This is a genomic window from Aequorivita sp. IT1183, assembly GCF_058068265.1.
The window spans coordinates 428,138-449,222 of record NZ_JBYRHS010000001.1 but is presented as its reverse complement, the minus strand read 5'-3'; the positions used below and the strand labels follow the sequence as shown (position 1 = coordinate 449,222).

At 36.9% G+C, this 21,085-nt stretch carries 23 protein-coding genes; 11 read left to right on the top strand and 12 right to left on the bottom strand.

What is annotated here, in order from left to right; genetic code table 11:
• Nucleotides 1–191: 191 nt before the first annotated feature.
• Nucleotides 192–779, bottom strand: coding sequence for a riboflavin synthase (locus AC3RVF_RS01950; RefSeq protein WP_489692619.1), 588 nt, complete (start codon nucleotides 777–779; stop codon nucleotides 192–194).
• Nucleotides 780–835: 56 nt separating this feature from the next.
• On the opposite strand from AC3RVF_RS01950, the gene pdxA reads away from it, so the two are divergent.
• The 9 genes from pdxA (at nucleotide 836) to AC3RVF_RS01905 (ending at nucleotide 8,356) form a co-directional block, all read left to right on the top strand.
• Complete coding sequence (gene pdxA, locus AC3RVF_RS01945) at nucleotides 836–1,897, top strand: 4-hydroxythreonine-4-phosphate dehydrogenase PdxA (RefSeq protein WP_489692618.1); 1,062 nt, start codon at nucleotides 836–838, stop codon at nucleotides 1,895–1,897.
• 81 nt (nucleotides 1,898–1,978) lie between these two features.
• Nucleotides 1,979–2,524: a YceD family protein gene (locus tag AC3RVF_RS01940; protein ID WP_489692617.1), complete on the top strand. Its 546-nt coding sequence runs from the start codon at nucleotides 1,979–1,981 to the stop codon at nucleotides 2,522–2,524.
• Between the two features lie 9 nt (nucleotides 2,525–2,533).
• Nucleotides 2,534–2,731: a 50S ribosomal protein L32 gene (gene rpmF / locus AC3RVF_RS01935; RefSeq protein ID WP_111843057.1), complete on the top strand. Its 198-nt coding sequence runs from the start codon at nucleotides 2,534–2,536 to the stop codon at nucleotides 2,729–2,731.
• Nucleotides 2,732–2,902: 171 nt separating this feature from the next.
• Nucleotides 2,903–3,901, top strand: coding sequence for a beta-ketoacyl-ACP synthase III (locus AC3RVF_RS01930; RefSeq protein ID WP_489690321.1), 999 nt, complete (start codon nucleotides 2,903–2,905; stop codon nucleotides 3,899–3,901).
• Nucleotides 3,902–3,931: 30 nt separating this feature from the next.
• Complete coding sequence (accB, locus tag AC3RVF_RS01925; protein ID WP_489690322.1) at nucleotides 3,932–4,426, top strand: acetyl-CoA carboxylase biotin carboxyl carrier protein; 495 nt, start codon at nucleotides 3,932–3,934, stop codon at nucleotides 4,424–4,426.
• A gap of 77 nt (nucleotides 4,427–4,503) precedes the next feature.
• Nucleotides 4,504–5,856 carry an acetyl-CoA carboxylase biotin carboxylase subunit gene (gene accC, locus AC3RVF_RS01920; protein WP_489690323.1) on the top strand — a complete coding sequence of 451 codons (1,353 nt, stop codon included), beginning with the start codon at nucleotides 4,504–4,506 and terminating at the stop codon, nucleotides 5,854–5,856.
• 118 nt (nucleotides 5,857–5,974) lie between these two features.
• Complete coding sequence (locus AC3RVF_RS01915; protein ID WP_489692694.1) at nucleotides 5,975–7,093, top strand: NAD(P)/FAD-dependent oxidoreductase; 1,119 nt, start codon at nucleotides 5,975–5,977, stop codon at nucleotides 7,091–7,093.
• A gap of 94 nt (nucleotides 7,094–7,187) precedes the next feature.
• A complete protein-coding gene (mtgA, locus tag AC3RVF_RS01910) occupies nucleotides 7,188–7,901 on the top strand; it encodes a monofunctional biosynthetic peptidoglycan transglycosylase (protein WP_489692616.1) in 714 nt (237 codons plus the stop codon).
• On the top strand, nucleotides 7,898–8,356 hold the full coding sequence (locus AC3RVF_RS01905) for a 3-oxoacyl-ACP synthase (protein ID WP_489690325.1): 459 nt from the start codon (nucleotides 7,898–7,900) through the stop codon (nucleotides 8,354–8,356). The genes mtgA and AC3RVF_RS01905 overlap by 4 nt, the downstream gene beginning before the upstream one ends.
• Nucleotides 8,357–8,364: 8 nt before the next feature.
• Here AC3RVF_RS01905 and AC3RVF_RS01900 read toward each other — a convergent pair whose 3' ends face one another.
• Nucleotides 8,365–10,620: an FUSC family protein gene (locus tag AC3RVF_RS01900; RefSeq protein WP_489692615.1), complete on the bottom strand. Its 2,256-nt coding sequence runs from the start codon at nucleotides 10,618–10,620 to the stop codon at nucleotides 8,365–8,367.
• A gap of 172 nt (nucleotides 10,621–10,792) precedes the next feature.
• On the opposite strand from AC3RVF_RS01900, the gene AC3RVF_RS01895 reads away from it, so the two are divergent.
• Complete coding sequence (locus AC3RVF_RS01895; RefSeq protein ID WP_489692614.1) at nucleotides 10,793–11,788, top strand: NADP-dependent oxidoreductase; 996 nt, start codon at nucleotides 10,793–10,795, stop codon at nucleotides 11,786–11,788.
• Nucleotide 11,789: 1 nt separating this feature from the next.
• Here AC3RVF_RS01895 and AC3RVF_RS01890 read toward each other — a convergent pair whose 3' ends face one another.
• The 5 genes from AC3RVF_RS01890 to AC3RVF_RS01870 all read right to left on the bottom strand — a co-directional run bounded on the left by AC3RVF_RS01890 (nucleotide 11,790) and on the right by AC3RVF_RS01870 (nucleotide 14,865).
• A complete protein-coding gene (locus AC3RVF_RS01890) occupies nucleotides 11,790–12,737 on the bottom strand; it encodes an ABC transporter ATP-binding protein (RefSeq protein WP_489690328.1) in 948 nt (315 codons plus the stop codon).
• A gap of 11 nt (nucleotides 12,738–12,748) precedes the next feature.
• A complete protein-coding gene (locus AC3RVF_RS01885; protein ID WP_489690329.1) occupies nucleotides 12,749–13,144 on the bottom strand; it encodes a hypothetical protein in 396 nt (131 codons plus the stop codon).
• A gap of 2 nt (nucleotides 13,145–13,146) precedes the next feature.
• Entirely contained in the window at nucleotides 13,147–13,311 is a 165-nt protein-coding gene (locus AC3RVF_RS01880) for a hypothetical protein (protein WP_489690330.1), read from the bottom strand.
• Between the two features lie 117 nt (nucleotides 13,312–13,428).
• Nucleotides 13,429–14,448 carry a phenylalanine--tRNA ligase subunit alpha gene (gene pheS, locus AC3RVF_RS01875; RefSeq protein WP_489690331.1) on the bottom strand — a complete coding sequence of 340 codons (1,020 nt, stop codon included), beginning with the start codon at nucleotides 14,446–14,448 and terminating at the stop codon, nucleotides 13,429–13,431.
• 60 nt (nucleotides 14,449–14,508) lie between these two features.
• On the bottom strand, nucleotides 14,509–14,865 hold the full coding sequence (locus AC3RVF_RS01870; RefSeq protein WP_489690332.1) for a hypothetical protein: 357 nt from the start codon (nucleotides 14,863–14,865) through the stop codon (nucleotides 14,509–14,511).
• Nucleotides 14,866–14,968: 103 nt separating this feature from the next.
• On the opposite strand from AC3RVF_RS01870, the gene AC3RVF_RS01865 reads away from it, so the two are divergent.
• A complete protein-coding gene (locus tag AC3RVF_RS01865) occupies nucleotides 14,969–15,523 on the top strand; it encodes a CvpA family protein (RefSeq protein ID WP_489690333.1) in 555 nt (184 codons plus the stop codon).
• Nucleotides 15,524–15,530: 7 nt separating this feature from the next.
• Here AC3RVF_RS01865 and AC3RVF_RS01860 read toward each other — a convergent pair whose 3' ends face one another.
• The 5 genes from AC3RVF_RS01860 to AC3RVF_RS01840 all read right to left on the bottom strand — a co-directional run bounded on the left by AC3RVF_RS01860 (nucleotide 15,531) and on the right by AC3RVF_RS01840 (nucleotide 21,084).
• Nucleotides 15,531–17,381 (bottom strand): SulP family inorganic anion transporter, encoded by a 1,851-nt coding sequence (locus AC3RVF_RS01860; protein WP_489690334.1) that lies wholly within the window; start codon nucleotides 17,379–17,381, stop codon nucleotides 15,531–15,533.
• Between the two features lie 55 nt (nucleotides 17,382–17,436).
• Entirely contained in the window at nucleotides 17,437–18,069 is a 633-nt protein-coding gene (gene can, locus AC3RVF_RS01855) for a carbonate dehydratase (RefSeq protein ID WP_489690335.1), read from the bottom strand.
• 123 nt (nucleotides 18,070–18,192) lie between these two features.
• Entirely contained in the window at nucleotides 18,193–18,486 is a 294-nt protein-coding gene (locus tag AC3RVF_RS01850; RefSeq protein WP_489690336.1) for a hypothetical protein, read from the bottom strand.
• Nucleotides 18,487–18,553: 67 nt separating this feature from the next.
• Complete coding sequence (locus AC3RVF_RS01845) at nucleotides 18,554–19,303, bottom strand: SH3 domain-containing protein (RefSeq protein WP_489692613.1); 750 nt, start codon at nucleotides 19,301–19,303, stop codon at nucleotides 18,554–18,556.
• 11 nt (nucleotides 19,304–19,314) lie between these two features.
• Nucleotides 19,315–21,084, bottom strand: coding sequence for a BatD family protein (locus AC3RVF_RS01840; RefSeq protein WP_489690338.1), 1,770 nt, complete (start codon nucleotides 21,082–21,084; stop codon nucleotides 19,315–19,317).
• Between the last annotated feature and the right edge of the window lies 1 nt (nucleotide 21,085).

Genomic DNA, 21,085 nt, shown 5'->3' with positions numbered 1-21,085 from the left:
TTGAAACTTAACCATGTTTTCATTTATATATGGCTTCATTCTATTGGCATTACAGGCTTCGGATTCGTTGCCTGAACCCCCTAATGATCTGCCTCCACCTGGACCGCAGTTGCCTATAGATGATCATATTTGGATTCTTTTAATAGCCGGTTTGTCATTTGGATTTTATGTAGTTTACAATCGCAATCAAACTACAAATAAGGCATCATAAGGTTTTTTACATACTTCCCAATAATATCAAATTCTAAATTTACTTCGCTTCCTTCCTTAATTTCTTTAAAATTTGTATTGTCATAAGTGTAGGGAATAATAGCAACACTAAATTCGTCTTTTTTAGAATTTACCACCGTTAAGCTAACGCCATTTACGGTAATAGAACCTTTTTCAACAGTACTGAAATCTGTGTTTTTATATTGAAAAGTGAAAACCCAACTACCGTCTGCTTCTTCAACATTATTGCAAATAGCAACCCCGTCTACATGGCCCTGAACTATGTGGCCGTCTAGTCTGTCACCCATTTTCATTGCACGCTCCAAGTTTATTAAAGCGCCTTTTTCTAAGTTTTTCAGATTTGTTTTGTCCAAAGTTTCTTTAATAGCGGTAACTATATAAGATGCATCACGTGTTTTTACCACGGTTAAACACACTCCATTATGAGATACACTCTGGTCTATTTTAAGCTCCGTCGCTAAAGGGCTTTTTATTTCTATATGAAGATTTTCACCTTCTTGTGTAAGTTGGGTTATTTCGCCAACGGTTTCAATAATTCCTGTAAACATCGTAGTATTTGGTTACATTTGTACTGCAAAAGTAACAATTTAAAAAGCCAAACATAATGAGCACAGAAGATAAAATAGTGGTGGGTATTTCCATTGGAGATATCAATGGCATTGGAAGTGAAATAATTCTGAAAACATTTGAGGATTTGCGCATGCTAGAATTTTGTACGCCCGTTATTTTTGCTTCTGTTAAGTTGATGTCTTTCTATAAAAAACAATACGAAACCGATATAAACTTCCACGGAATTGATAAAATAGAAGATCTTATTCCGAAGAAAATAAATGTTTTGAATGTTTGGAAGGAACATGTTGATGTTGCTTTTGGCGAAGAAACTCCAACAGGTGGAGAATATGCTATAAAATCTTTAAAGGCAGCCGTTGCAGCTTTAAAAGAAAAAAAGATTGATGCTTTAGTTACTGCGCCCATAAACAAATCAAACATACAATCTGAAAATTTTAATTTCCCTGGCCACACAGATTATTTAGCACAAGAACTTGAAGGCGATAGTTTAATGCTTTTAATTTCTGAAAATCTTCGCGTCGGTCTTTTAACAGATCACGTGCCGGTTAAAGATGTGGTAGAAAACATCACCCGAGCGCGCATCGATAAAAAAATAAATACCATCTACCATACTTTAGTTGAAGACTTTGGAATCGAAAAACCAAAAATTGCTGTTTTAGGAATTAATCCTCATACAGGAGATAATGGTGTAATTGGCGATGAAGACGACACAATTTTGCGTCCTGCCTTAGATAATATTCGCAAAAATGGCAAAATGGTCTTTGGTCCGTACGCTGCAGATAGCTTTTTTGGGTCGGGTAATTATAAAAATTTTGATGCCATTATAGCCTCCTATCACGATCAGGGTTTGATACCTTTTAAGACGCTTGCTTTTGGAAAAGGCGTAAACTTTACTGCAGGTCTTAACCGCATCCGAACCTCGCCAGATCACGGTACCGCCTTCGATTTGGCTGGTAAAAATACTGCCAATTTTGAATCTTTTCGCGAAGCTGTTTTCAGTGCTATTTCAATTTTTGAGACCCGCGAACAATACACAGAAATCTCAAAAAATCCGCTTCAAACTAACCGTAAAAGAGGCTTCTCAAAAAAGAAATAGAAAAACTAATTGCTATTCAAATAATTTTTTATCTTTGCACCCGCCTTATCCGTAAGGTTAAGGTCTTAAATAGGTGTGAAAATGAAGGATTTGAAAGAGTTTACCATCCCTTTCGTAGGGCTAAAATTAGGCAAACACCAGTTTAACTTTGAATTAAATAAAGCGTTCTTTGAGCATTTTGAGTATGACGAATTTAATGACGCTGCCATTAATCTCGATGTACTGCTGGAAAAAATGAGCACGTTGTTAGAGTTCACATTAACATATAATGGAACTGTAAACGTTGCTTGCGACACAACAAATGAGCCTTTTGATCTAGCGATCTCAGGTACTTATAGTTTTGTAGTAAAATTTGGTGAGGAATATAATGATGAAAATGAAGATTTACTCATTCTGCCTCACGGAACTTACGAAGTGAATATTCAGCAATATATATATGAATCTATCGTGTTGGCTTTGCCTTCCCGAAAAATTCATCCCGGAGTAAAAGACGGCACATTAAAAAGTGACATACTTGATAAACTTGAAGAACTTAGTCTAAAAGCGATAGAAGAAAAAGAAGCGCCCGAAGACGACAATACCGATCCCCGTTGGGATTCATTAAAAAAACTATTAACGGATAAATAATAAATAGCAATGGCACATCCTAAGAGAAAAATCTCGAAAACCAGAAGAGATAAGAGAAGAACGCATTACAAGGCTACTGCCCCTACACTTGCAATAGACCCTACAACTGGAGAGTCACATCTTTTCCATAGAGCACACTGGCATGAAGGCAAGATGTACTATCGTGGTCAAGTTGTAATTGATGCAACTGAGCAGGTAGAAGCATAACATTCAATAATCTTATTCAAAACTCTCACCCGACCGTGAGGGTTTTTTTGTTTTTTAACTTTGCAAAAAGTCAAAAACAACTTAATTAGTGCCGAATTTCAAGTAAAATTTAGTATTTTTCACTCTTTTTAAAAGATTTTTGGTCTTTTTTGTGAATTTTAATTCAGCTTTATGAATACGATCACGGCAGCTATTACCGCTGTAGGCAGTTACGTTCCAGATTACGTACTTTCCAACAAAATTCTGGAAACTATGGTAGATACCAACGACGATTGGATTACCAGCAGGACCGGAATTAAGGAAAGGAGAATATTAAAGGATAAAGACAAAGGCACTTCCTTTCTTGCTATACAAGCAGCTAAAGACCTTCTCCAAAAAAGTAACACAGACCCTGCTGAAATAGACATGGTTATCATGGCAACAGCAACGCCAGATATGCCAGTGGCGGCAACAGGCGTTTATGTGGCTACACAAATTGGAGCAGTAAATGCATTCTCTTTTGATTTAGTTGCAGCTTGTTCCAGTTTTCTCTTCGGAATGTCAACTGCTGCGCGATACATTGAATCCGGAAAATATAAAAAAGTACTACTTATTGGCGCAGATAAAATGTCGTCAATTATTGATTATACCGATAGAACTACTTGTATCATTTTTGGTGATGGCGGCGGAGCAGTCTTGTTTGAACCCAATACCGAAGGTTTAGGAGTAAAGGATGAGTACCTGCGTTCTGATGGTGTGGGTAGACCATTCTTAAAAATTGATGCCGGCGGCTCTTTACTTCCTGCTTCAACTGAAACGCTTGCAAATAAACAACATTACGTTTTTCAGGAGGGAAAAACCGTATTCAAATTCGCAGTTTCAAACATGGCAGATGTGTGCGAAAAAGTGATGCTTCGGAACAACTTAAAAGGAGAGGACGTAAATTGGTTAGTGCCTCACCAAGCCAATAAACGCATTATTGATGCGGCTGCTTCACGTATGAAATTACCTGAAGAAAAAGTAATGATTAACATTCACAAATACGGCAATACAACTTCTGCAACCTTGCCACTGTGTTTGGCCGACTATGAAAAACAGCTTAAAAAAGGAGATAATTTGATATTTGCTTCCTTCGGAGGAGGCTTCACTTGGGGCGCCGTTTATGTGAAATGGGCCTATGATTCAAAATAATTTATAACTCAAAAGATTAATACTTGTAATATGGATTTAAAAGACATTCAAAACTTGATCAAGTTTGTGGCAAAAAGTGGTGCCAGCGAAGTAAAACTTGAAACTGAAGACATAAAGATCACCATTAAAACAGGATCTGAAGACGCTAAAGGTGAAACAACTTACATTCAGCAAATACCTACAATGGGGCAACCGCAAATGCAAATGCAGCCTCAAACTGCTACAGGAACTCAACAAACAGCTCCTGCAACAGATGCTCCAGCAACAGATGCTGTAGATTCTAAATACATAACTATTAAGTCGCCAATAATAGGTACTTTCTACAGAAAACCTTCTCCAGACAAATCCGTTTTTGTTGAAGTTGGAGATAACATTAACGTAGGTGATGTGCTTTGTGTAATTGAAGCGATGAAACTTTTCAACGAAATTGAAAGCGAAGTTTCAGGAAAAATTGTGAAGGTTTTGGTCGATGATTCTTCACCAGTAGAATTTGATCAACCTTTGTTTTTAGTAGATCCATCTTAGTATAAACTCCAAATCTCAAATCCTAAATTCCAAACCTTTGGAATCTGCTATTTGAAATTTGTTATTTAAGAAACCTTATGTTTAAAAAGATATTAATTGCAAATAGGGGCGAAATAGCACTGCGAATTATTCGCACATGCCGCGAGATGGGTATTAAATCAGTTGCGGTTTATTCTACGGCAGATGAAGAAAGCCTACACGTACGCTTTGCAGACGAAGCCGTTTGTATTGGACCGCCTTCTAGCAGCCTGAGTTACCTTAAAATGTCTAATATTATTGCAGCCGCAGAAATTACAAATGCAGACGCAATCCACCCTGGTTACGGATTTCTTTCAGAAAACGCCAAGTTTTCAAAAATCTGTCATGAACACGGTATAAAATTCATTGGCGCCTCTCCAGAAATGATTGAACGCATGGGCGACAAAGCTTCTGCGAAAGCTACAATGAAAGCCGCCGGAGTTCCCACAGTTCCAGGAAGCGAGGGAATTATAGAAAATTTCGAGCAATGTGAGAAACTAGCGCAAGAAGTTGGTTATCCCGTTATGCTGAAAGCCACCGCTGGTGGTGGTGGAAAAGGTATGCGTGCCGTATATAAAAAGGAAGAGCTTAAAAAGGCTTGGGATAGTGCTCGTCAAGAAGCTGCTGCCTCCTTCGGAAATGATGCCATGTATATGGAAAAGCTTATTGAAGAACCACGCCATATCGAAATTCAGATTGTAGGCGATAGCACGGGTAGAGCTTGCCATTTAAGTGAGCGCGATTGCTCCATTCAGCGTCGTCACCAAAAACTTACCGAAGAAACGCCAAGTCCATTTATGACGAAAAAACTTCGTACAGACATGGGTAACGCCGCCGTAAAAGCTGCCGAATTCATTAAATATGAAGGCGCCGGAACCATCGAATTTTTGGTGGATAAAAACCGCAATTTCTACTTTATGGAAATGAATACGCGTATCCAAGTAGAACACCCAATTACAGAACAAGTAATAGATTACGATCTTATTCGTGAGCAGATTTTAGTGGCTGCTGGTATTCCAATTTCAGGTAAAAACTACACACCACAATTGCACTCAATAGAATGCCGAATTAACGCAGAAGACCCGTATAACGACTTCCGCCCTTCGCCGGGTAAAATAACCGTTTTACACGCACCGGGAGGACACGGTGTTCGTCTAGATACACACGTTTATGCTGGCTACACTATTGTGCCGTATTACGATTCTATGATTGCAAAGCTTATTACAACTGCACAAACACGCGAAGAGGCAATAAGTAAAATGAAACGTGCTCTGGACGAATTCGTAATTGAAGGTATAAAAACTACAATTCCGTTTCACCGTCAATTGATGGATGAGCCAAATTATGTAGCCGGAAATTACACCACAGCGTTTATGAATACATTTAAAATGAACGAACCTGAAGAGGAATAAATCTGTAGGCAGTGGCAATAGACACTGTCTTATTGTTAACTACAACTTTTTAAAAGCACCAATTTCCAAAAAACTATCTTTGGATCTTGGTGCTTTTTAAATTTGAATATATTTTATGATGAACTTTAGCTTTTGGGAACGCAATACTTGGCTTTCAAACATCGACTTTGCGGTGATTGGAAGTGGAATTGTAGGATTAAATTGTGCCCTTTCTCTTCGGAAAAGATTTCCAAAAAGTAAAATCGTTGTCTTTGAACGCGGGATGCTTCCAAGTGGTGCGAGCAGTAAAAATGCTGGATTTGCTTGTTTCGGAAGTATTTCTGAAATATTAGACGATTTAAAAACCCATTCGGAAGAAGAAGTTATCCAGCTTGTAAAAAGCAGAGTGGAAGGCTTAAAATTGCTTCGTAATACTTTAGGAGACCAGCAATTAGATTACAAAGAATACGGTGGTTATGAACTTTTTACAAAGGAAGACGAAGCGCTTTTTGAAACCTGTAATTCAAAGATTGGTTATGTAAATGAACTATTAAAATTCATATTTGAAGCAGACGTTTTTTTAGAAAAGACAAACCCTTTTGGCTTTAAAAATATTCAACCAAAACTTATTTTCAGCAAATTTGAAGGTCAGATAGATACCGGAAAAATGATGCTTGGCCTTATTAAAAAAGCTTCGGAAGAAAATATTTTAATTTTAAATTCTTCCGAAATAAGCAATATTTCAGACACTGGAGAATCTGTTTCATTTCAACTAAACGCCTCAGAAGTAATTAGCGCAAAAAAGGTATTTATCGCTACCAATGGTTTTGCAAAGCAATTTTTAAAGGAAGATGTAATCCCGGCGAGAGCACAAGTTTTGGTAACTAAACCGATTGAAAATTTACAAATAAAAGGCACTTTTCATCTTGATAAAGGTTATTATTACTTCAGAAATATTGAAAATAGAATTCTTTTCGGAGGTGGTAGAAACTTAGATTTTAAAACTGAAGAAACCACTGAAATGGAGGTGACACAATTGGTGCAAAACGAGTTGGAGCAATTGCTTAAAACCGTAATTTTACCAAACCAATCTTTCGAAATTGAACAGCGGTGGAGTGGTATTATGGGCATTGGAAAACAGAAAAAACCTATTTTAAAAGCGGTTTCAAAAAATGTATATTGTGGAGTGCGTTTGGGGGGAATGGGCGTGGCTATTGGGAGCTCCATTGGAAAACAACTGTCAGAATTAATTGATTAAAAACATGTTTCTCTGAGTAACTTTGCGGTTCGCTGTGTAATAGCGGTTTCACAGAGCTACACAAAGAAAGCACAGAAATCCACAGAGAAAAAATATGATTAAAAAACTATTCAAATTTCTATTTAAAATTATACTTTGGTTCATCGGGCTTACTGTTTTATGGGTTTTACTGTATAAATTCGTTCCCGTACCGTACACGCCATTAATGGCAATTCGCTCGATAGAAGGCGGTGAAGATTACAAAACACGCCACGATTGGGTTTCGATTGACGAAATTTCACCAAATTTAAAACTCGCCGTTATTTGCGCTGAAGATCAAACCTTTTTAAGTCACAGCGGTTTTGATCGCGAAGCAATTGAAAAGGCCCTAAAGAACAACGAAAAAGGGAAGAAAATTCGTGGCGGAAGTACCATTTCGCAACAAACTGCTAAAAATGCTTTTTTATGGCCTGACCGCACTTGGTTTAGAAAAGGATTGGAAGCTTATTTTACAGTACTAATAGAAGCCCTTTGGAGTAAAGAGCGCATTTTAGAAGTATATTTAAACAGCATTGAAATGGGTGACGGCGTATTTGGCGCTGAAGCTGCTTCGCAATATTGGTTTAAAAAATCTGCAATAAACTTGAGAGCCGAAAATGCCGCCGCAATAGCTGCAATTTTACCGAGTCCACAGCGCTATAAAGCTAATCCGCCTGGTCCGTATGTGGCGCGAAGAACACAATGGATTGTGCGACAGATGCGCTATTACGGCCCTTTTAGACTGGAAAAACAAGAAGCTAAAGTAGAGACTAATAAAAAGAAAAAATGACCGCAGTAGAACTTAAAACCGAATTGCTGCAACACTGCCAAAATCAGGTTGACAACCGATATTCCAGAATAAAGCAAACCATTAGTGGGATTGAAGAATCTTTACTTGAAGAATCAAAAAGTAGCAGTGGCGATAAGCATGAAACTGGTCGCGCAATGCTTCAAATAGATCGTGAAAATGCAGGAAAACAGTTGCAGGAAATTGAAAAAGTGGTTCAGATTCTTAAAAAAATTGATGTAAAAGCTGTCTCAGATTATGCGCGATTGGGAAGTTTGGTTTATACAGATAAGTTTATTTATTTCATCAGTATTTCTATTGGTACAGTAGCAATTGGAAAGACAGATTATCTTTGCGTGGCTTTAAATTCGCCAGTTGGCGTGTTACTATCTGGGAAGAAAAAAGGCGATGAGTTTAACCTTAACGGGACTATTTATTCAATTACGAACGTGAAATAAACTTGTTTTTAAAATTCCGTTTCTCGTAAAAGTTTTGGCATTTTTTCACTCATAGATAGTAACCATTTTAATTGTTCGCGAACCAAATGTGCTTCTTCAATTTTTGAATGAAACCCTTCTGTTTTGGATGCTTTTTCTTCGTCCGAAAATATAAGACTTTGTCCAAAAGTAGCATCAAAAAGATCTTCAGATGATGAAGTTATTTCGTTTTCTTCCGAGTTATATTTAGTAGGATTACTCGCTATTTCTTCAGTCAAAATTCTTTCCGCCTCCTCCAAATTTTGAATTATTCTTTCAGAAACCTTTTCAAAATTCTTGGAAGCAGGTGTCGTTGGGTTGTTCAAAATATAGACACTTAAAGAAGCCATTGACGATAAAAAAGTGTGGTTTAGCACAGCAATTTCGTAAACTTTGTCTAGATTTTTCTGCTTAGATTTCGGCTCTTGCGTCATCCTTTGAAAGGCGGCGCTGAGATTAGACAATTCCAAAAAAGCCTTTTTTCGAGCTAATTTATATTCCCCAGGAACAGTACCTTTTTTTGTATAAAAGTTTATGATTTCTTCCAAATAAATTCTATTGGCTTTAATGGTTTCCAACAAGGTTTTTTGCATACCCTGAATTTCCCAGGCAGGCCAAAGAAATAAGTTTCCGAGAGTCGCTAATCCAGTTCCAATTAACGTATCCATCACCCTAAACTGAATTACATTGAAAATATCTGGCCGTATTAGCGCATAAATAAAAACGACACTCAGCGTAATAAAAGTAGCTCCAGCTTTGTAATTGCGTTGTATCATTGAAAACGCAATAACCAATGTGGTGATGGCCAGAATGCCGTAAACGGTAGTATTTTGAGTTAGAAATACAATACCTACCGCCAATGCACCGCCAATTAAAGTTCCAATAGTTCTTTCTTTGGAACGTGTTTTTGTAAGCCCAAAAGTTGGGCGCATAATTACAATTAGCGTAAGTAAAATCCAATACGGATTTTGTACTGCAAACAACATACCTACGCCGTAACCTATCATTGTCATAACAGCTAACCGCAACGAATGTTTAAAAATAGGGGAGCGGAGATTGAAGTTTTCTACGAGTATTTCAAAATCGTAATTTTGTTTGGTTAAAAATCTTCGAGAATCTTCTTTTTTAAGCAATGATAGCTCTCGTTGTGCGGGGTTTTGCAACAACCATTCAATTTTCTCAATCTTTTTAATTTGCTCTTTTTGATATTTGAAAAGATTTTTGAGAAGCAACAAATTTTCGTCAAAAGTTTCGTTTGAAGAGGAAGTATATTCTGAAATATCCTTTCTAATCTTTTTTTGAAACTCTTCTATTGTAGTGTTTTTCCGAAGTCTTTTAGGGGTGGAAATATTATCTGCAATAACATTCAATCTGTTACTCATTGCAAAAAGTAAACCTTGAAAATCTGCCAACTGCTCTGGTTTCTTTTCGAAAAACTCATCGGTTTTGGAATAGTTAACGGGATTAGCCATTGCAAGTTCCAACATATCTACTAACTGCACAAAAATGAGCAATCGCTTGCCTTCATAATCACTTTTACCAGAACCTTTTCGGCTTGCAATTAAAATATCGCGTAGCGTTTCGTGAATAGTGGTTAACTCGGTTTGGGTGTTTAACAATTTCTTTAAAAGGTCTGTCCGGTCGTTGATTTCAGCAACTAATTCGCCTCGAGTTTTTAAATATTCTGCTGTAAGTTTCAGCGTTTTTGAAAGATAATATTCTGTAGGTGCCTTCGGAAAAATAAAATGCCACAACAAGGCTAATGAAGCATACCAAACTCCACCAATACCAACGAGCAACATTCTTTCATAAGGCTCCATTCCGCCAGAAACGGTTGAAAAACTTAACACCAAAGCAAAAAGACCTGAGAAACTTATAAGCGAGGCACGAAAACCATAGATTGAAATATAGGAAATAGAGAACATTAAAAACCCTAAAATCGGGAATAGCAACCAAAGCGAAAGATGCAGATATCCTCCCACCAAACTCACAATCATTGCCAATAAAGTAGCAAATAAAATACCTGTTATTTTATGGCGTATACTACCGCTAACATCGCTTGGTGATGATAGCAAAGCCCCAACCGTAATGGTAATACCAATATGTAGTGCATCAAGTTTTACACCAGCAACAATAGGAAGTGTTAGCGCAATTCCTAAAAGTATGGCTTTTGAAAAATCGGTACTTTTAAAGAACTCCGAAAGGTCCTTTATAGATGTGGCTACTATGTTTTTAGAAAATTTCAATTAATGGTTTTTCAGAACGTGCAAAGATATCGTCTATATAAGCGAAGTTCGTTAATCTTTTCAGAAATGTAAGTTTGTTATTCTTTTATTAAATAAGTGGAAGCGGTGTTGCCGATGCTTTTATTAGCTTTAACTTTAGGAAACTTTATTTTAAATTTTAAAATCAATTCTGATGAACAAAATAATTTTGCTGAAAAATCGCCCAAAAGGAAAACCTTCACTCAATGATTTTGAGTTTTCCGAAGAAGAAAAACCACAACCCCAAGAAGGCGAAATATTACTTAAAATGAAATATGTTTCTGTAGATCCATATTTACGCGGAAGAATGCGCGACGAAAAATCGTACATAGCACCTTTTGAAGTTGGTAAACCTTTGGAATCTGGCATTATTGCTGAAGTTGTAGAATCAAGCAATAAGAATTTTAAAAAGGGAGATTTTGTAAATGGAATGCTTCAATGGAAACAATTTCAAACTTCTAACGGAACTGGACTAAACAAAGTTGATCGCGAAAAAGCACCGCTAAAAGCGTATTTGGGCGTTTTGGGGTTAACTGGTCTGACAGCTTATTTAGGTTTAGAAAAAATAGGAAAACTACAAAAAGGAGAAACACTTTTAGTCTCTGGCGCGGCGGGTGCCGTTGGTAGCGTTGTAGGCCAAATAGGAAAAATAAAAGGTTGCCGTGTTGTGGGAATTGCAGGCACCGAAGAAAAAATTGATCGCCTTCAAGAAAAATTCAGCTTTGACGCGGGGATAAATTATAAAACCACGGATAATATGAAAAAAGCGATTGCAGCGGCTTGTCCCGATGGCGTTGATGTTTATTTCGATAACGTGGGTGGCGAAATTCTGGATGCAGCTTTAGCAAATATGAACAAGTACGGCCGTGTAATAAACTGTGGCGCGATTTCACTTTACAATAAAACTGAAACTCCAACGGGTCCACGAGTTGAAACTACGCTAATTAAAAAAAGTGTTTTAATGCAAGGCTTTACGGTACGCGATTTTGTAAAAGATTTTGGCCCCGCCCAAAAACAACTTGCCACATGGATGGAAGAAGATAAACTCAACTATTTGGAAACAGTTGTGGAAGGTTTTGAAAATATTCCACAAGCGTTTATTGACCTGTTTGATGGAAAAAATAAAGGAAAGATGATAGTTGTAGTTTAAGCTAAACAGAGATTTTAAGCCAAAACGATTCTCCGCTTTTAACGAGATGTGAATTATTAAAAAAGATAGTTTTGTTATTAAAATCACTTTCAATTAAATAATAACTTCCTTTAAAATAGCATTTTTTTACAGATACATTAAGCCTAGTTTTTTCCTCAGAAATTTCTAATTGGTGTGGAAAAATAACAACTTCTTCGGAAGTATTTGCGGAGGAAAAGATGTTTTTTGGAAGCAGATTCGCTTCACCGAAAAAACCGGCTTGATATTCAGTTGAAACATTTTCGTAAATATATTGTGGTGTTCCGAACATTTCCTCGGTTCCGTTTTTCAGCATTATAATAGTGTCAGAAAATGCCAAAGCCTCTTCGCTGTCGTGAGTTGCGGTTACGCAGCTGATTTTATTTTCTTTTAAATAACTGAAAATTTTTCGCTGTAATTTATTTTTTCTGAAAGTATCAATATTGCTGAATGGCTCATCCAACAAAAGAATTTTGGGTTCGTTTGCTAGCGCTTTCGCCAAGGCTACGCGTTGTTTTTGTCCGCCGCTTAAATTTTTCACCAATGTGTTTTTGAAAGTTTCCATTTCAACAACTTCCAGAAGTTCGTCTATTCTTCTTTCATCTTTTTCTTCATCCAATTTTGAAAGATGCGAACCAAGATTTTCGGCAACGGTTGTAAACGGCATAATATTGAATTCTTGCGATACGAGCTTCATAAATGGCTCACCCGGAATAAGTGTTTTGGTGGGTCCGAATAGCTTCTTTTCGTTGTAATAAATACTTCCATTTTCTAAATGAAGTAGGCCGTAAACAAGATGTAAAAGTGTAGATTTTCCGCAGCCGCTTTCACCGAGAATGCTGAGGTGCTCGCCAGGATTTAAAGTAAAAGCGATATTCTTTAAAATGGTTTTTTCGGAATATGAAAAGGAATCGATTTCAACTTTTAGCATTTCGTGAAATTTTATTTTGCCAAAATTCCTTTGCTTTCCATAACGGGTAAAGCAACTACGTTTTCTTCAGAAATACTGTTGGGTTCAAAGATAAATTTTCGTTCGTAGAGCTTATTTTCGGCAAAGAAAGTAACCAAATATTCGTTGGTAAAACCAAAAACTTCTTCGGGAATCAATTCTACTTTCACTGATGTTTTTGGCTGCAAATCTCCTAAGCCATGACGCAATGTTGAGGTTTTTCTGTCGTCACTTTTTCCACGAGACATAACTAATACGGTAGAAATTTCGTCTTCACGGTCGTTAACAAAATAAATATTCCATTGCTGTCCGGTAAAATCTTTATCCCATTCCTTTACTGCAACAATGTGAATGTTTTCGGCTTTAGGAATTTCAATATCTTTTTTCATAATTAATCATCAATTTTCCACATAATCCATACCGCCATCAGTGCAATTGCCGCAACGCCCAGCAAAATAGAACCAATTATAATTTTGATGGCTGCAATTATAAAAGTAAGATAAGCAAAAGCTAAACCTACAATTACGAGTAGGGCGATAACGAGGTATTTTTTCATAGCGTACGTTTTAAAATAATTAAATTTTTAACTAACACACCTTTGGTTTATTATGAGCAATGAGCCTCTTTCGTCCGCAATAGCTTGCAGTAGATTTGACCCATTTCTCATCGCATATTATAGTTCACTTTTAAACTGTTCTAAAAAGCGAACGTCATTTTCAGCAAACATTCTGATATCTGGAATTTGGTGTAAAAGCATGGCAATTCTGTCTATACCCATTCCAAATGCGAAGCCAGAATAGATTTCTGGATCGATACCGCAATTTTTTAAAACGTTAGGATCTACCATTCCACAACCCATAATTTCTAGCCATCCCGTGCCTTTGGTCATTTTGTAATCAGTTTCGGTTTCCAGACCCCAATAAACATCTACTTCGGCACTTGGTTCCGTAAACGGGAAATAGGATGGACGCAATCGTATTTTAGATTTTCCAAACATTTCAGTAGTGAAATATTGCAGCGTTTGCTTTAAATCTGCGAAGCTTACACCTTTGTCTACATATAAACCTTCCACTTGGTGGAAAAAACAGTGTGAGCGTGCTGAAATAGCTTCATTTCTATAAACGCGACCCGGTGAAATTGTACGGATGGGCGGTTTGTTATTTTCCATATACCGAACCTGCACAGACGAAGTATGCGTGCGCAACAAAACATCTGGATCTGTTTGTACAAAAAACGTATCCTGCATATCGCGGGCAGGGTGATATTCGGGCAGATTTAATGCCGTAAAATTATGCCAGTCGTCTTCAATTTCTGGTCCTTCCGAAACATTGAAACCGATACGTAAAAAGATATCGATTATTTTGTTTTTTACGATGGAAATAGGGTGACGAGAGCCCAATGGGATCACTTCGCCCGGACGGGAAAGATCGCCATAAACGCCTTTAGATTCAGTTTTACTTTCTAAGGCGTCTTTAAGCAAATCTACTTTTTCCTGAGCTGCGTTTTTAAGCGTGTTTATTACTTGTCCAAACTCTTTTTTCTGTTCGTTTGGCACGTTTTTAAACTCTGCAAAAAAGTCGTTTAAGATTCCTTTTTTACCCAAATATTTTATGCGGAAGTTTTCTATTTCTTCTTTACTAATTGAAGAAAATGCTTGTACTTCGGTTATGTGATTTTTTATTGTTTCTATCATTTCAATATATTTTGGCTACAAAATCACCAATTACTTATTTTTATAAAACTTATGGTTGTATTATATTATAACCTCTTTCTCCACAAAATAATGTACAATCGCTTCTTTCATTAAAACGCTTTGTTCGCCAGCTTTTAATGGTGGCAATTGTTCTAAAACGTGGTAATGCGGCCAGCCTTCTTCGTCAACATAGTCAAATTGATAGTAGCCGTAAGGCTCTAGCACTCGGCATATGGCAATGTGCATTAAGTTTAATTTTTCGTCTTTTTTAAATTTTCGGTGTAATTGACCCAATTCCTGCAAACCAATTAAATAGATAATTGCGTCCAAATCTAAAACATCACCATCTGCAAAGCGGTTGCTCAGTAGTTTTACCACAGCTTCCCATTGTATCTTTAATTGTTCGTCGCGTGCCATTTTTTATAAATAAATTAGTCTGCAAAGATACATTTTACAATTCTGAATTGTGAATACAGAATTCAGAATTTGAAAATGGTATATTTATGAAAAATTTTAAACCATGAATACTATAGATATCGTTCTCGGAGTAATTTTAATCATCGCTTTTTTCCTTGGTTTCCGGAAGGGGCTGTTACGATCATTTGCTTCGTTAATAGGCCTTGTTGTTGGCGTTTACTGCGCCATGTTTTTTTCAGATTATGTGCGAGTTTATATTGAAAGATGGTTTGATTGGAGCGAAGATTTAACTAGTATCGCTTCCTTTTTAATCACTTTTTTCATAATAATGTTCGTCTTTGGGTTATTGGGAAGGCTTTTAACCAAAGTGGCGGACTTTGCAATGCTGGGTATTTTCAATAAAATTTTTGGTGGAATTTTTAATTTGCTGAAATATGCATTTTTGCTAAGCGTGGTTTTTATGTTTGTAAACGCATCAGAAAATTATAGAATCCTTAGTGAAGAGAAACGAGATTCCTCTATACTTTATACGCCGGTGGCAGCTATTGCGCCAACTTTATTACCCACAATAATGAAGGAAGTAAATGATCTAAATATTGAAGATGTAGAATTTACTCCTGAAAAAAGCCCCGCCGAAACGGAGCTTCCTTCTGAGTAAAATTAGCCTAAACTATATTTTTCACATTATCGCGTGCATAAGTAATCGCTTCTTTAAAGTCTTTAAAAATAAGTTCTTTAGGAACCAAATCTGGAATAATATCTATCTTCTCCATCATTACACGCGGTTGTGCCTGTAGGTCTTCAAAAATAGGTGTAATTCCTCTTTTTGAAATATTCATCAGCACTTCCTCCATTGCATAAAGCCCAGATTGATCTATATATGTGGTTTTACCCAATCGTATTATTACGTGGGTTGCAGTATCAGGAATTTGATTTGCCAATTGCTGAAAATCTGAAGTATAACCAAAGAATAACGGACCTTCCAAACGCTTAATAAAAACTTCTTCTTTAAGTTTTTCAGGAAAATTCATTTCGTCGCTCCAGGCCATTGAAAGTTCGTCAGAACTTTTTAAAGGCATAACTTTAGAATGGTCGGCAGTAAGGTCTCCAATCTTTTTCATAAAAATTATAGCGGCCAAAATTAAACCTATTCCTACGGCATAAACCAAGTTCCAAAACACGGAAAGTAGTAATACCACAATCATAATAGTAACTTCAGCTTTCTGCATTTTTGGAATTGCTTTTAAGCCTTTGTAATCCATTACCCCAATACCAACGGTTATTAAAATTCCTGCGAGTACAGCCGCTGGAATTTGCGATGCCACGGGCCCTAAAGCCAACAGTATCACTAACAATAGCAATGCTGCAATCATTCCCGAAAGTTTTGTTGTTCCTCCAGATTTTATATTCACTACAGTACGGATAGTTGCACCAGCTCCTGGAATTCCACCAAATATTGCAGCTACACTATTCCCTATTCCCTGACCCATTAATTCACGGTTTGGGTTGTGTTTTGTTTTGGTCATATTGTCTGCAACCACAGAGGTTAAAAGCGAATCAATACTACCCAAGAACGCTAGCGTTAGTGCTGTAAATACATAGGGTGAAATTTGCCCGAACTGAAATTGACTGAACATATCTAAATTTGGAATTGGGAAACCACCCGGAATTTGATCAATTGGTTGGTAATCTAGTTTCAACAAATACGCCCCGACGGAAACCACAAGTAGCGCCACCAATGTACTGGGTACTTTTGTGGTAATTCTTTTGAAACCGTAAATGATAAAAATTGTTAGCGAAGCCAAAATGAATTCCAACCAATTAATGTTTGCAATTGCTCGCGGAAGGGCCGTAATTGCTCCAGCTACACCAGAATTTTCCGCCTTTGCGAGTGTCTTAGATTCTTGAAGAATTTCTTCTTCGGTAATCTGTTCAGACCTGCTTATAGTTTCTCTAAAATCCTCGAGAACCAAGATGCCTTCACCAGCTTCATCTTGCAGAATTTTATTCATCATTACTTCTTCGGCCTTAGGTTTAAAGGTTTCAATAAATGCAGTGTCTTCTTCAGTATAATAACCTAACACTGGCAACAATTGAGTGATTAAAATAATTACACCAATTGCCGTCATAAATCCTGAAACCACTGGGTAGGGAATGTATTTTATATACTTCCCAACGCCTGTTATTCCCAACAAAACCTGCATTAAACCCGCCATGAGGAAAACAAGTAAAATGTAAGGTATCGCTTTTTCTACATCGCCATTGTTTGCAGCAATAATACCGGCAATCATGACCATGGAGACAGCTGTCATTGGGGCTGTAGGTCCGGAAATTTGAGTGTTGGTTCCGCCAAAAAGTGAAGCAAAAAAACCAATAAAAATTGCGCCGTATAAACCTGCATCAGGCCCAAGTCCTGATTGAACACCAAACGCAAGTGCTAGTGGTAAAGCAACAATACCGGCAGTAATTCCACCAAATAGGTTACCCCGAAAATTAGAAAATATATTTTTAGTCATAGCTATTTAATTAAAAGTTAATCTAAAATGGATGCGTTACAAACTTTAGGAAATCCTAAAAATTTAACTGATATACTTTATCCAGTTCAGAGTCATTGCTCACATTTACCCCTAGATCTTTAATCAATCCAGAATCGAGACCGTATACCCAACCGTGCAGATATAGCTCTTGATTATTGTGCCACGCATTCTGAACAATAGACGTTTTTGCAAGATCAAAAACTTGCTCTTTTACATTTACTTCCACAAAGCGATCAAATCGCGCTACTTCATCATTAATTCCATCCAGTTCATCTTTATGAAGTCTGTAAACATCTTTTATGTGCCTAAGCCAATTGTCTATTAACCCAATAGATTGGTTCTGCATTGCAGCTTTTACGCCACCGCAACCATAATGACCACAAACAATTACGTGTTTTACTTTTAGGGCATTAACAGCATAATCTAGAACGCTTAACATATTCATATCTGTATGCACAACCATATTTGCTATGTTGCGTTGCACAAACACTTCGCCTGGCTGAGCGCCAATAATTTCGTTTGCAGGCACGCGGCTATCTGCACAACCAATCCACAGTACTGGCGGACTCTGGCCTTTTGCAAGATTTGTAAAATAATTTGGGTCAAGATCTAATTTGCTTGCTACCCAATTTTTGTTGTTTTCTATAAGTGTATCGTATAATTTCATCTGAATATTTTTTTAAATTGATAGGGATTTTTTCCAAAATCAAGAAAATTGACAAGGTTATCCAGTTGCTTTACGCAATGGATTTTTTTTGGAAAAATAAAATAAGGGTGTTTTTGGAAAGTATTAAACCATTCGCGGAGGTGGCGAAGTAACGTCTAAAAAGACTTTGGAATAATTATCAATTTGAAAACCGTCTAGGTTTCTCTGTTTTTTCAGAAATTCTAAGCTGTCGTAATTAGATTGAAGTTTTTCAGTATCGAAAACAAAATTACTCTTCGGCATTTTGTTTGAATTCTCTTCTTCATTCATTGAAAAAAAGGTCGAGTAATCATTTTGATTACCCGAAATACTAATAATAGCAGGCGTTACAAGAAAACTTGTAAATATTATTAAAAGAAAAATACTGATTAATCTCAATCGCGATTTTTTAGAAAAAGCAAAAATAGCAGAATTCACTCAATTTCCTGTTAAGTAAATACTAATTCTAAAGTTGTTTTAGGTCTGTAGCGGGAATCCAACCATCTTTTCCGTCTGCTAAAGTAATTCTATACCAGTTTCCATCCTGTGTCAAAATTTGAACCTTAGTGCCTTCGTGAAGCGTGAAAGCCACATTGCTTCCCATAGATGGTTCGGTTTTAACTTCAATTTCTGAAGCAAAAATAATTGCTGGTTGCTTTTTGGAAGAATCGCCATAAGTTAAAAATGCCATTGTTAACGAGGCAACTAAAAAGATCCCGATAAACATAGAACTGGCAAATAGTAAACGTTTTCTTCTTTCGGTAAAAGCGAAATAGTAAAACAGAAATAAAGCCACAAAAAATATTGAAAAAGCAACAGCCAAAATAGCCCAGCCATTAAAAGTAAAAACCCCAGCAATGCTTTTGTACCACTTTGAAAAAACCGTTTTCGGCAGTGGTTCAATAGAATCTATTCGTGCATTTTCGGCAAAGGCAAGATTATTTTGTATGTCTTGATCGTTTGGTGAAAGCTGTAGCGCTTTTTCATAATAATAAATACTTGGCCCAATGTGGTTCAGTTTATACTGCGCATTTCCTAGGTTATAATACAGTTCGGCAGAATGTTCGCCTTTGTCTAAAATTTGCATCCAAGCATTGATTGCTTGTTGATATTTTCCGTTTTTATACAGCTCTTTTCCTTGGTCGAAAAGGTTTTGGTTTTGAGCAATACTCGAGAAGGAAATGAGTAAAATTAATATGTACAGCAGCTTTTTCATCTTCTTCGTTTTTACTGTATTTGTTTGTCAATGTTTGAAATCACTTCAACTGCTTTAGAATAATCTTGTTGCACAGTAGCTTCAGACGAAGATGCGTAGCGTGCAAATTCACAGCTTTTCAGTAAATCCACAAAATTTTCAACAACTGAAGTCTCCACATTGCGTTCGAGCAACATTTTTGAAATAAGACTCTTTTCCATTTCTGAAGTTTCAATATTCAATTTCGCTTTCAAATAATTGTGAAGCGCGCGTTCCATAGATTCGTAAAATGCAACTGGATTTGAAATATTTCGTTTTGCCTCTGAAAGGAATTTTTTTGCAAGTTTATTTGCGCGACGAAGTTTGTTTCCTTCCAAATCGTTTAAACGTGCTTTTCGTTTTTTACCCGCAAGTATAAAAAGCGGAATCAACAAAAAGGGACCGCCTAAAAGTGACCAAAATAAGGGAGATTTAAAGAAACTTTGCTGCGCAATTGGCTGCAAATTTGCATTTAGTTTTATGTATTTAAAGTTGTCTTTTGAAAAAACAACTTCCTTTTTCGTGTCGTTTATATTGTTAGTAGGGTTTGAAGATATTGGCCCGTTTTCAACTTCAATCGTAAACTCTTTTGAAATTATGGTTCTATATTTTTCAGTCTTTGGATCGAAAAACGAAAAGGTAATCGGGTTAACTGGGTAGGTGCCTTTAAACTGCGGCACGATAGTATACGAGTCCATAATGGAACCTTGCATTCCGCCAGTGGTAATATTTACACTTTCACTGTGCTCCGGCTCATAAACTTCCAGTGTGCTGGGAAGTTTTATAGTGGGAGCAGTAAATAATTTTAAATTACCTTTTCCTGAAACTTTCACATCAAGTTGCAACGATTCGTTTGCGTTGAGTGTTGTTTTGTTTGTAATTATATTAAAAGTGAAATCGCCAACTGCGCCATTGAAGCCATCAGGTTTTCCTTCTAAAGGATGCGGTTTTACATTAATAGTGCGCTTTCCGGCCGAAATGGTTTTATTAACACGTTCCATTACTCTGCGGCCAAAAATGTCGCGACGATTGCCTTGAACGTCTATTGGAACATCCAGCGTGAGTGGTTCTATTTCTAACTCGCCAGTTTTTTGCGGATAAAGTACTGTCGTTCTTAAAACCACAAAGCGATAATCTTCGCCATTGTATTTGCCTTCGGAAACTTTAAAATTATTTTGATTATCTATATTTTGGCTCCAGAAGTCAGCGTATTTTGGAGTGTCAATCTCACGCCATTGGCTCGTTATGCTCACGTCGTGTGAAACGTATAATTTGTAAGTTACAGTAAGTGCTTCATTTAAATACGGACTAGCGTTAGAGATTTCTGCTACTAAATGTACGTTTTCACTAGCTACATATTCTGCATTATTGCCGTCTTTCGGAACTTCTACGGCGGCAGTTACTTGCACTTCAATTGGGAGTGTTTTGTAGGTTTCGCCATTTATTTCAATAGTGGCTTGGTCAATAGTAATATTTCCGCGGGTTTGTGGAGATAAAAAGTAAGAATATGTTTTTGAAAAGCTTCTTTTACCATTTATCCAAGAATTGCTAATAGATTGGTTTGGGCCGCCTACAACGCGAAAACCCTCAAAACTTGGCGGTCTAAAATTGTCGCCATCTTGGTTCATTTCAAAATCTACTCGCAAACGTTCGTTTATTCCGAGTCTCTTTTTGCTCACTTTGGCATCAAACTGAATCTGAGCCGTGGCGGTCAAACCGCACAGTACAAATACTAATAGGAATAAAAAATTCTTCGTCTTCATA

Excerpts from the sequence above, each read along its gene's own strand:
- AC3RVF_RS01950 (WP_489692619.1), bottom strand. The coding sequence starts at position 779 with ATGTTTACAGGAATTATTGAAACCGTTGGCGAAATAACCCAACTTACA.
- pdxA (WP_489692618.1), top strand. The coding sequence starts at position 836 with ATGAGCACAGAAGATAAAATAGTGGTGGGTATTTCCATTGGAGATATC.
- AC3RVF_RS01940 (WP_489692617.1), top strand. The coding sequence starts at position 1,979 with ATGAAGGATTTGAAAGAGTTTACCATCCCTTTCGTAGGGCTAAAATTA.
- rpmF (WP_111843057.1), top strand. The coding sequence starts at position 2,534 with ATGGCACATCCTAAGAGAAAAATCTCGAAAACCAGAAGAGATAAGAGA.
- AC3RVF_RS01930 (WP_489690321.1), top strand. The coding sequence starts at position 2,903 with ATGAATACGATCACGGCAGCTATTACCGCTGTAGGCAGTTACGTTCCA.
- accB (WP_489690322.1), top strand. The coding sequence starts at position 3,932 with ATGGATTTAAAAGACATTCAAAACTTGATCAAGTTTGTGGCAAAAAGT.
- accC (WP_489690323.1), top strand. The coding sequence starts at position 4,504 with ATGTTTAAAAAGATATTAATTGCAAATAGGGGCGAAATAGCACTGCGA.
- AC3RVF_RS01915 (WP_489692694.1), top strand. The coding sequence starts at position 5,975 with ATGAACTTTAGCTTTTGGGAACGCAATACTTGGCTTTCAAACATCGAC.
- mtgA (WP_489692616.1), top strand. The coding sequence starts at position 7,188 with ATGATTAAAAAACTATTCAAATTTCTATTTAAAATTATACTTTGGTTC.
- AC3RVF_RS01905 (WP_489690325.1), top strand. The coding sequence starts at position 7,898 with ATGACCGCAGTAGAACTTAAAACCGAATTGCTGCAACACTGCCAAAAT.
- AC3RVF_RS01895 (WP_489692614.1), top strand. The coding sequence starts at position 10,793 with ATGAACAAAATAATTTTGCTGAAAAATCGCCCAAAAGGAAAACCTTCA.
- AC3RVF_RS01890 (WP_489690328.1), bottom strand. The coding sequence starts at position 12,737 with ATGCTAAAAGTTGAAATCGATTCCTTTTCATATTCCGAAAAAACCATT.
- AC3RVF_RS01885 (WP_489690329.1), bottom strand. The coding sequence starts at position 13,144 with ATGAAAAAAGATATTGAAATTCCTAAAGCCGAAAACATTCACATTGTT.
- AC3RVF_RS01880 (WP_489690330.1), bottom strand. The coding sequence starts at position 13,311 with ATGAAAAAATACCTCGTTATCGCCCTACTCGTAATTGTAGGTTTAGCT.
- pheS (WP_489690331.1), bottom strand. The coding sequence starts at position 14,448 with ATGATAGAAACAATAAAAAATCACATAACCGAAGTACAAGCATTTTCT.
- AC3RVF_RS01870 (WP_489690332.1), bottom strand. The coding sequence starts at position 14,865 with ATGGCACGCGACGAACAATTAAAGATACAATGGGAAGCTGTGGTAAAA.
- AC3RVF_RS01865 (WP_489690333.1), top strand. The coding sequence starts at position 14,969 with ATGAATACTATAGATATCGTTCTCGGAGTAATTTTAATCATCGCTTTT.
- AC3RVF_RS01860 (WP_489690334.1), bottom strand. The coding sequence starts at position 17,381 with ATGACTAAAAATATATTTTCTAATTTTCGGGGTAACCTATTTGGTGGA.
- can (WP_489690335.1), bottom strand. The coding sequence starts at position 18,069 with ATGAAATTATACGATACACTTATAGAAAACAACAAAAATTGGGTAGCA.
- AC3RVF_RS01845 (WP_489692613.1), bottom strand. The coding sequence starts at position 19,303 with ATGAAAAAGCTGCTGTACATATTAATTTTACTCATTTCCTTCTCGAGT.
- AC3RVF_RS01840 (WP_489690338.1), bottom strand. The coding sequence starts at position 21,084 with ATGAAGACGAAGAATTTTTTATTCCTATTAGTATTTGTACTGTGCGGT.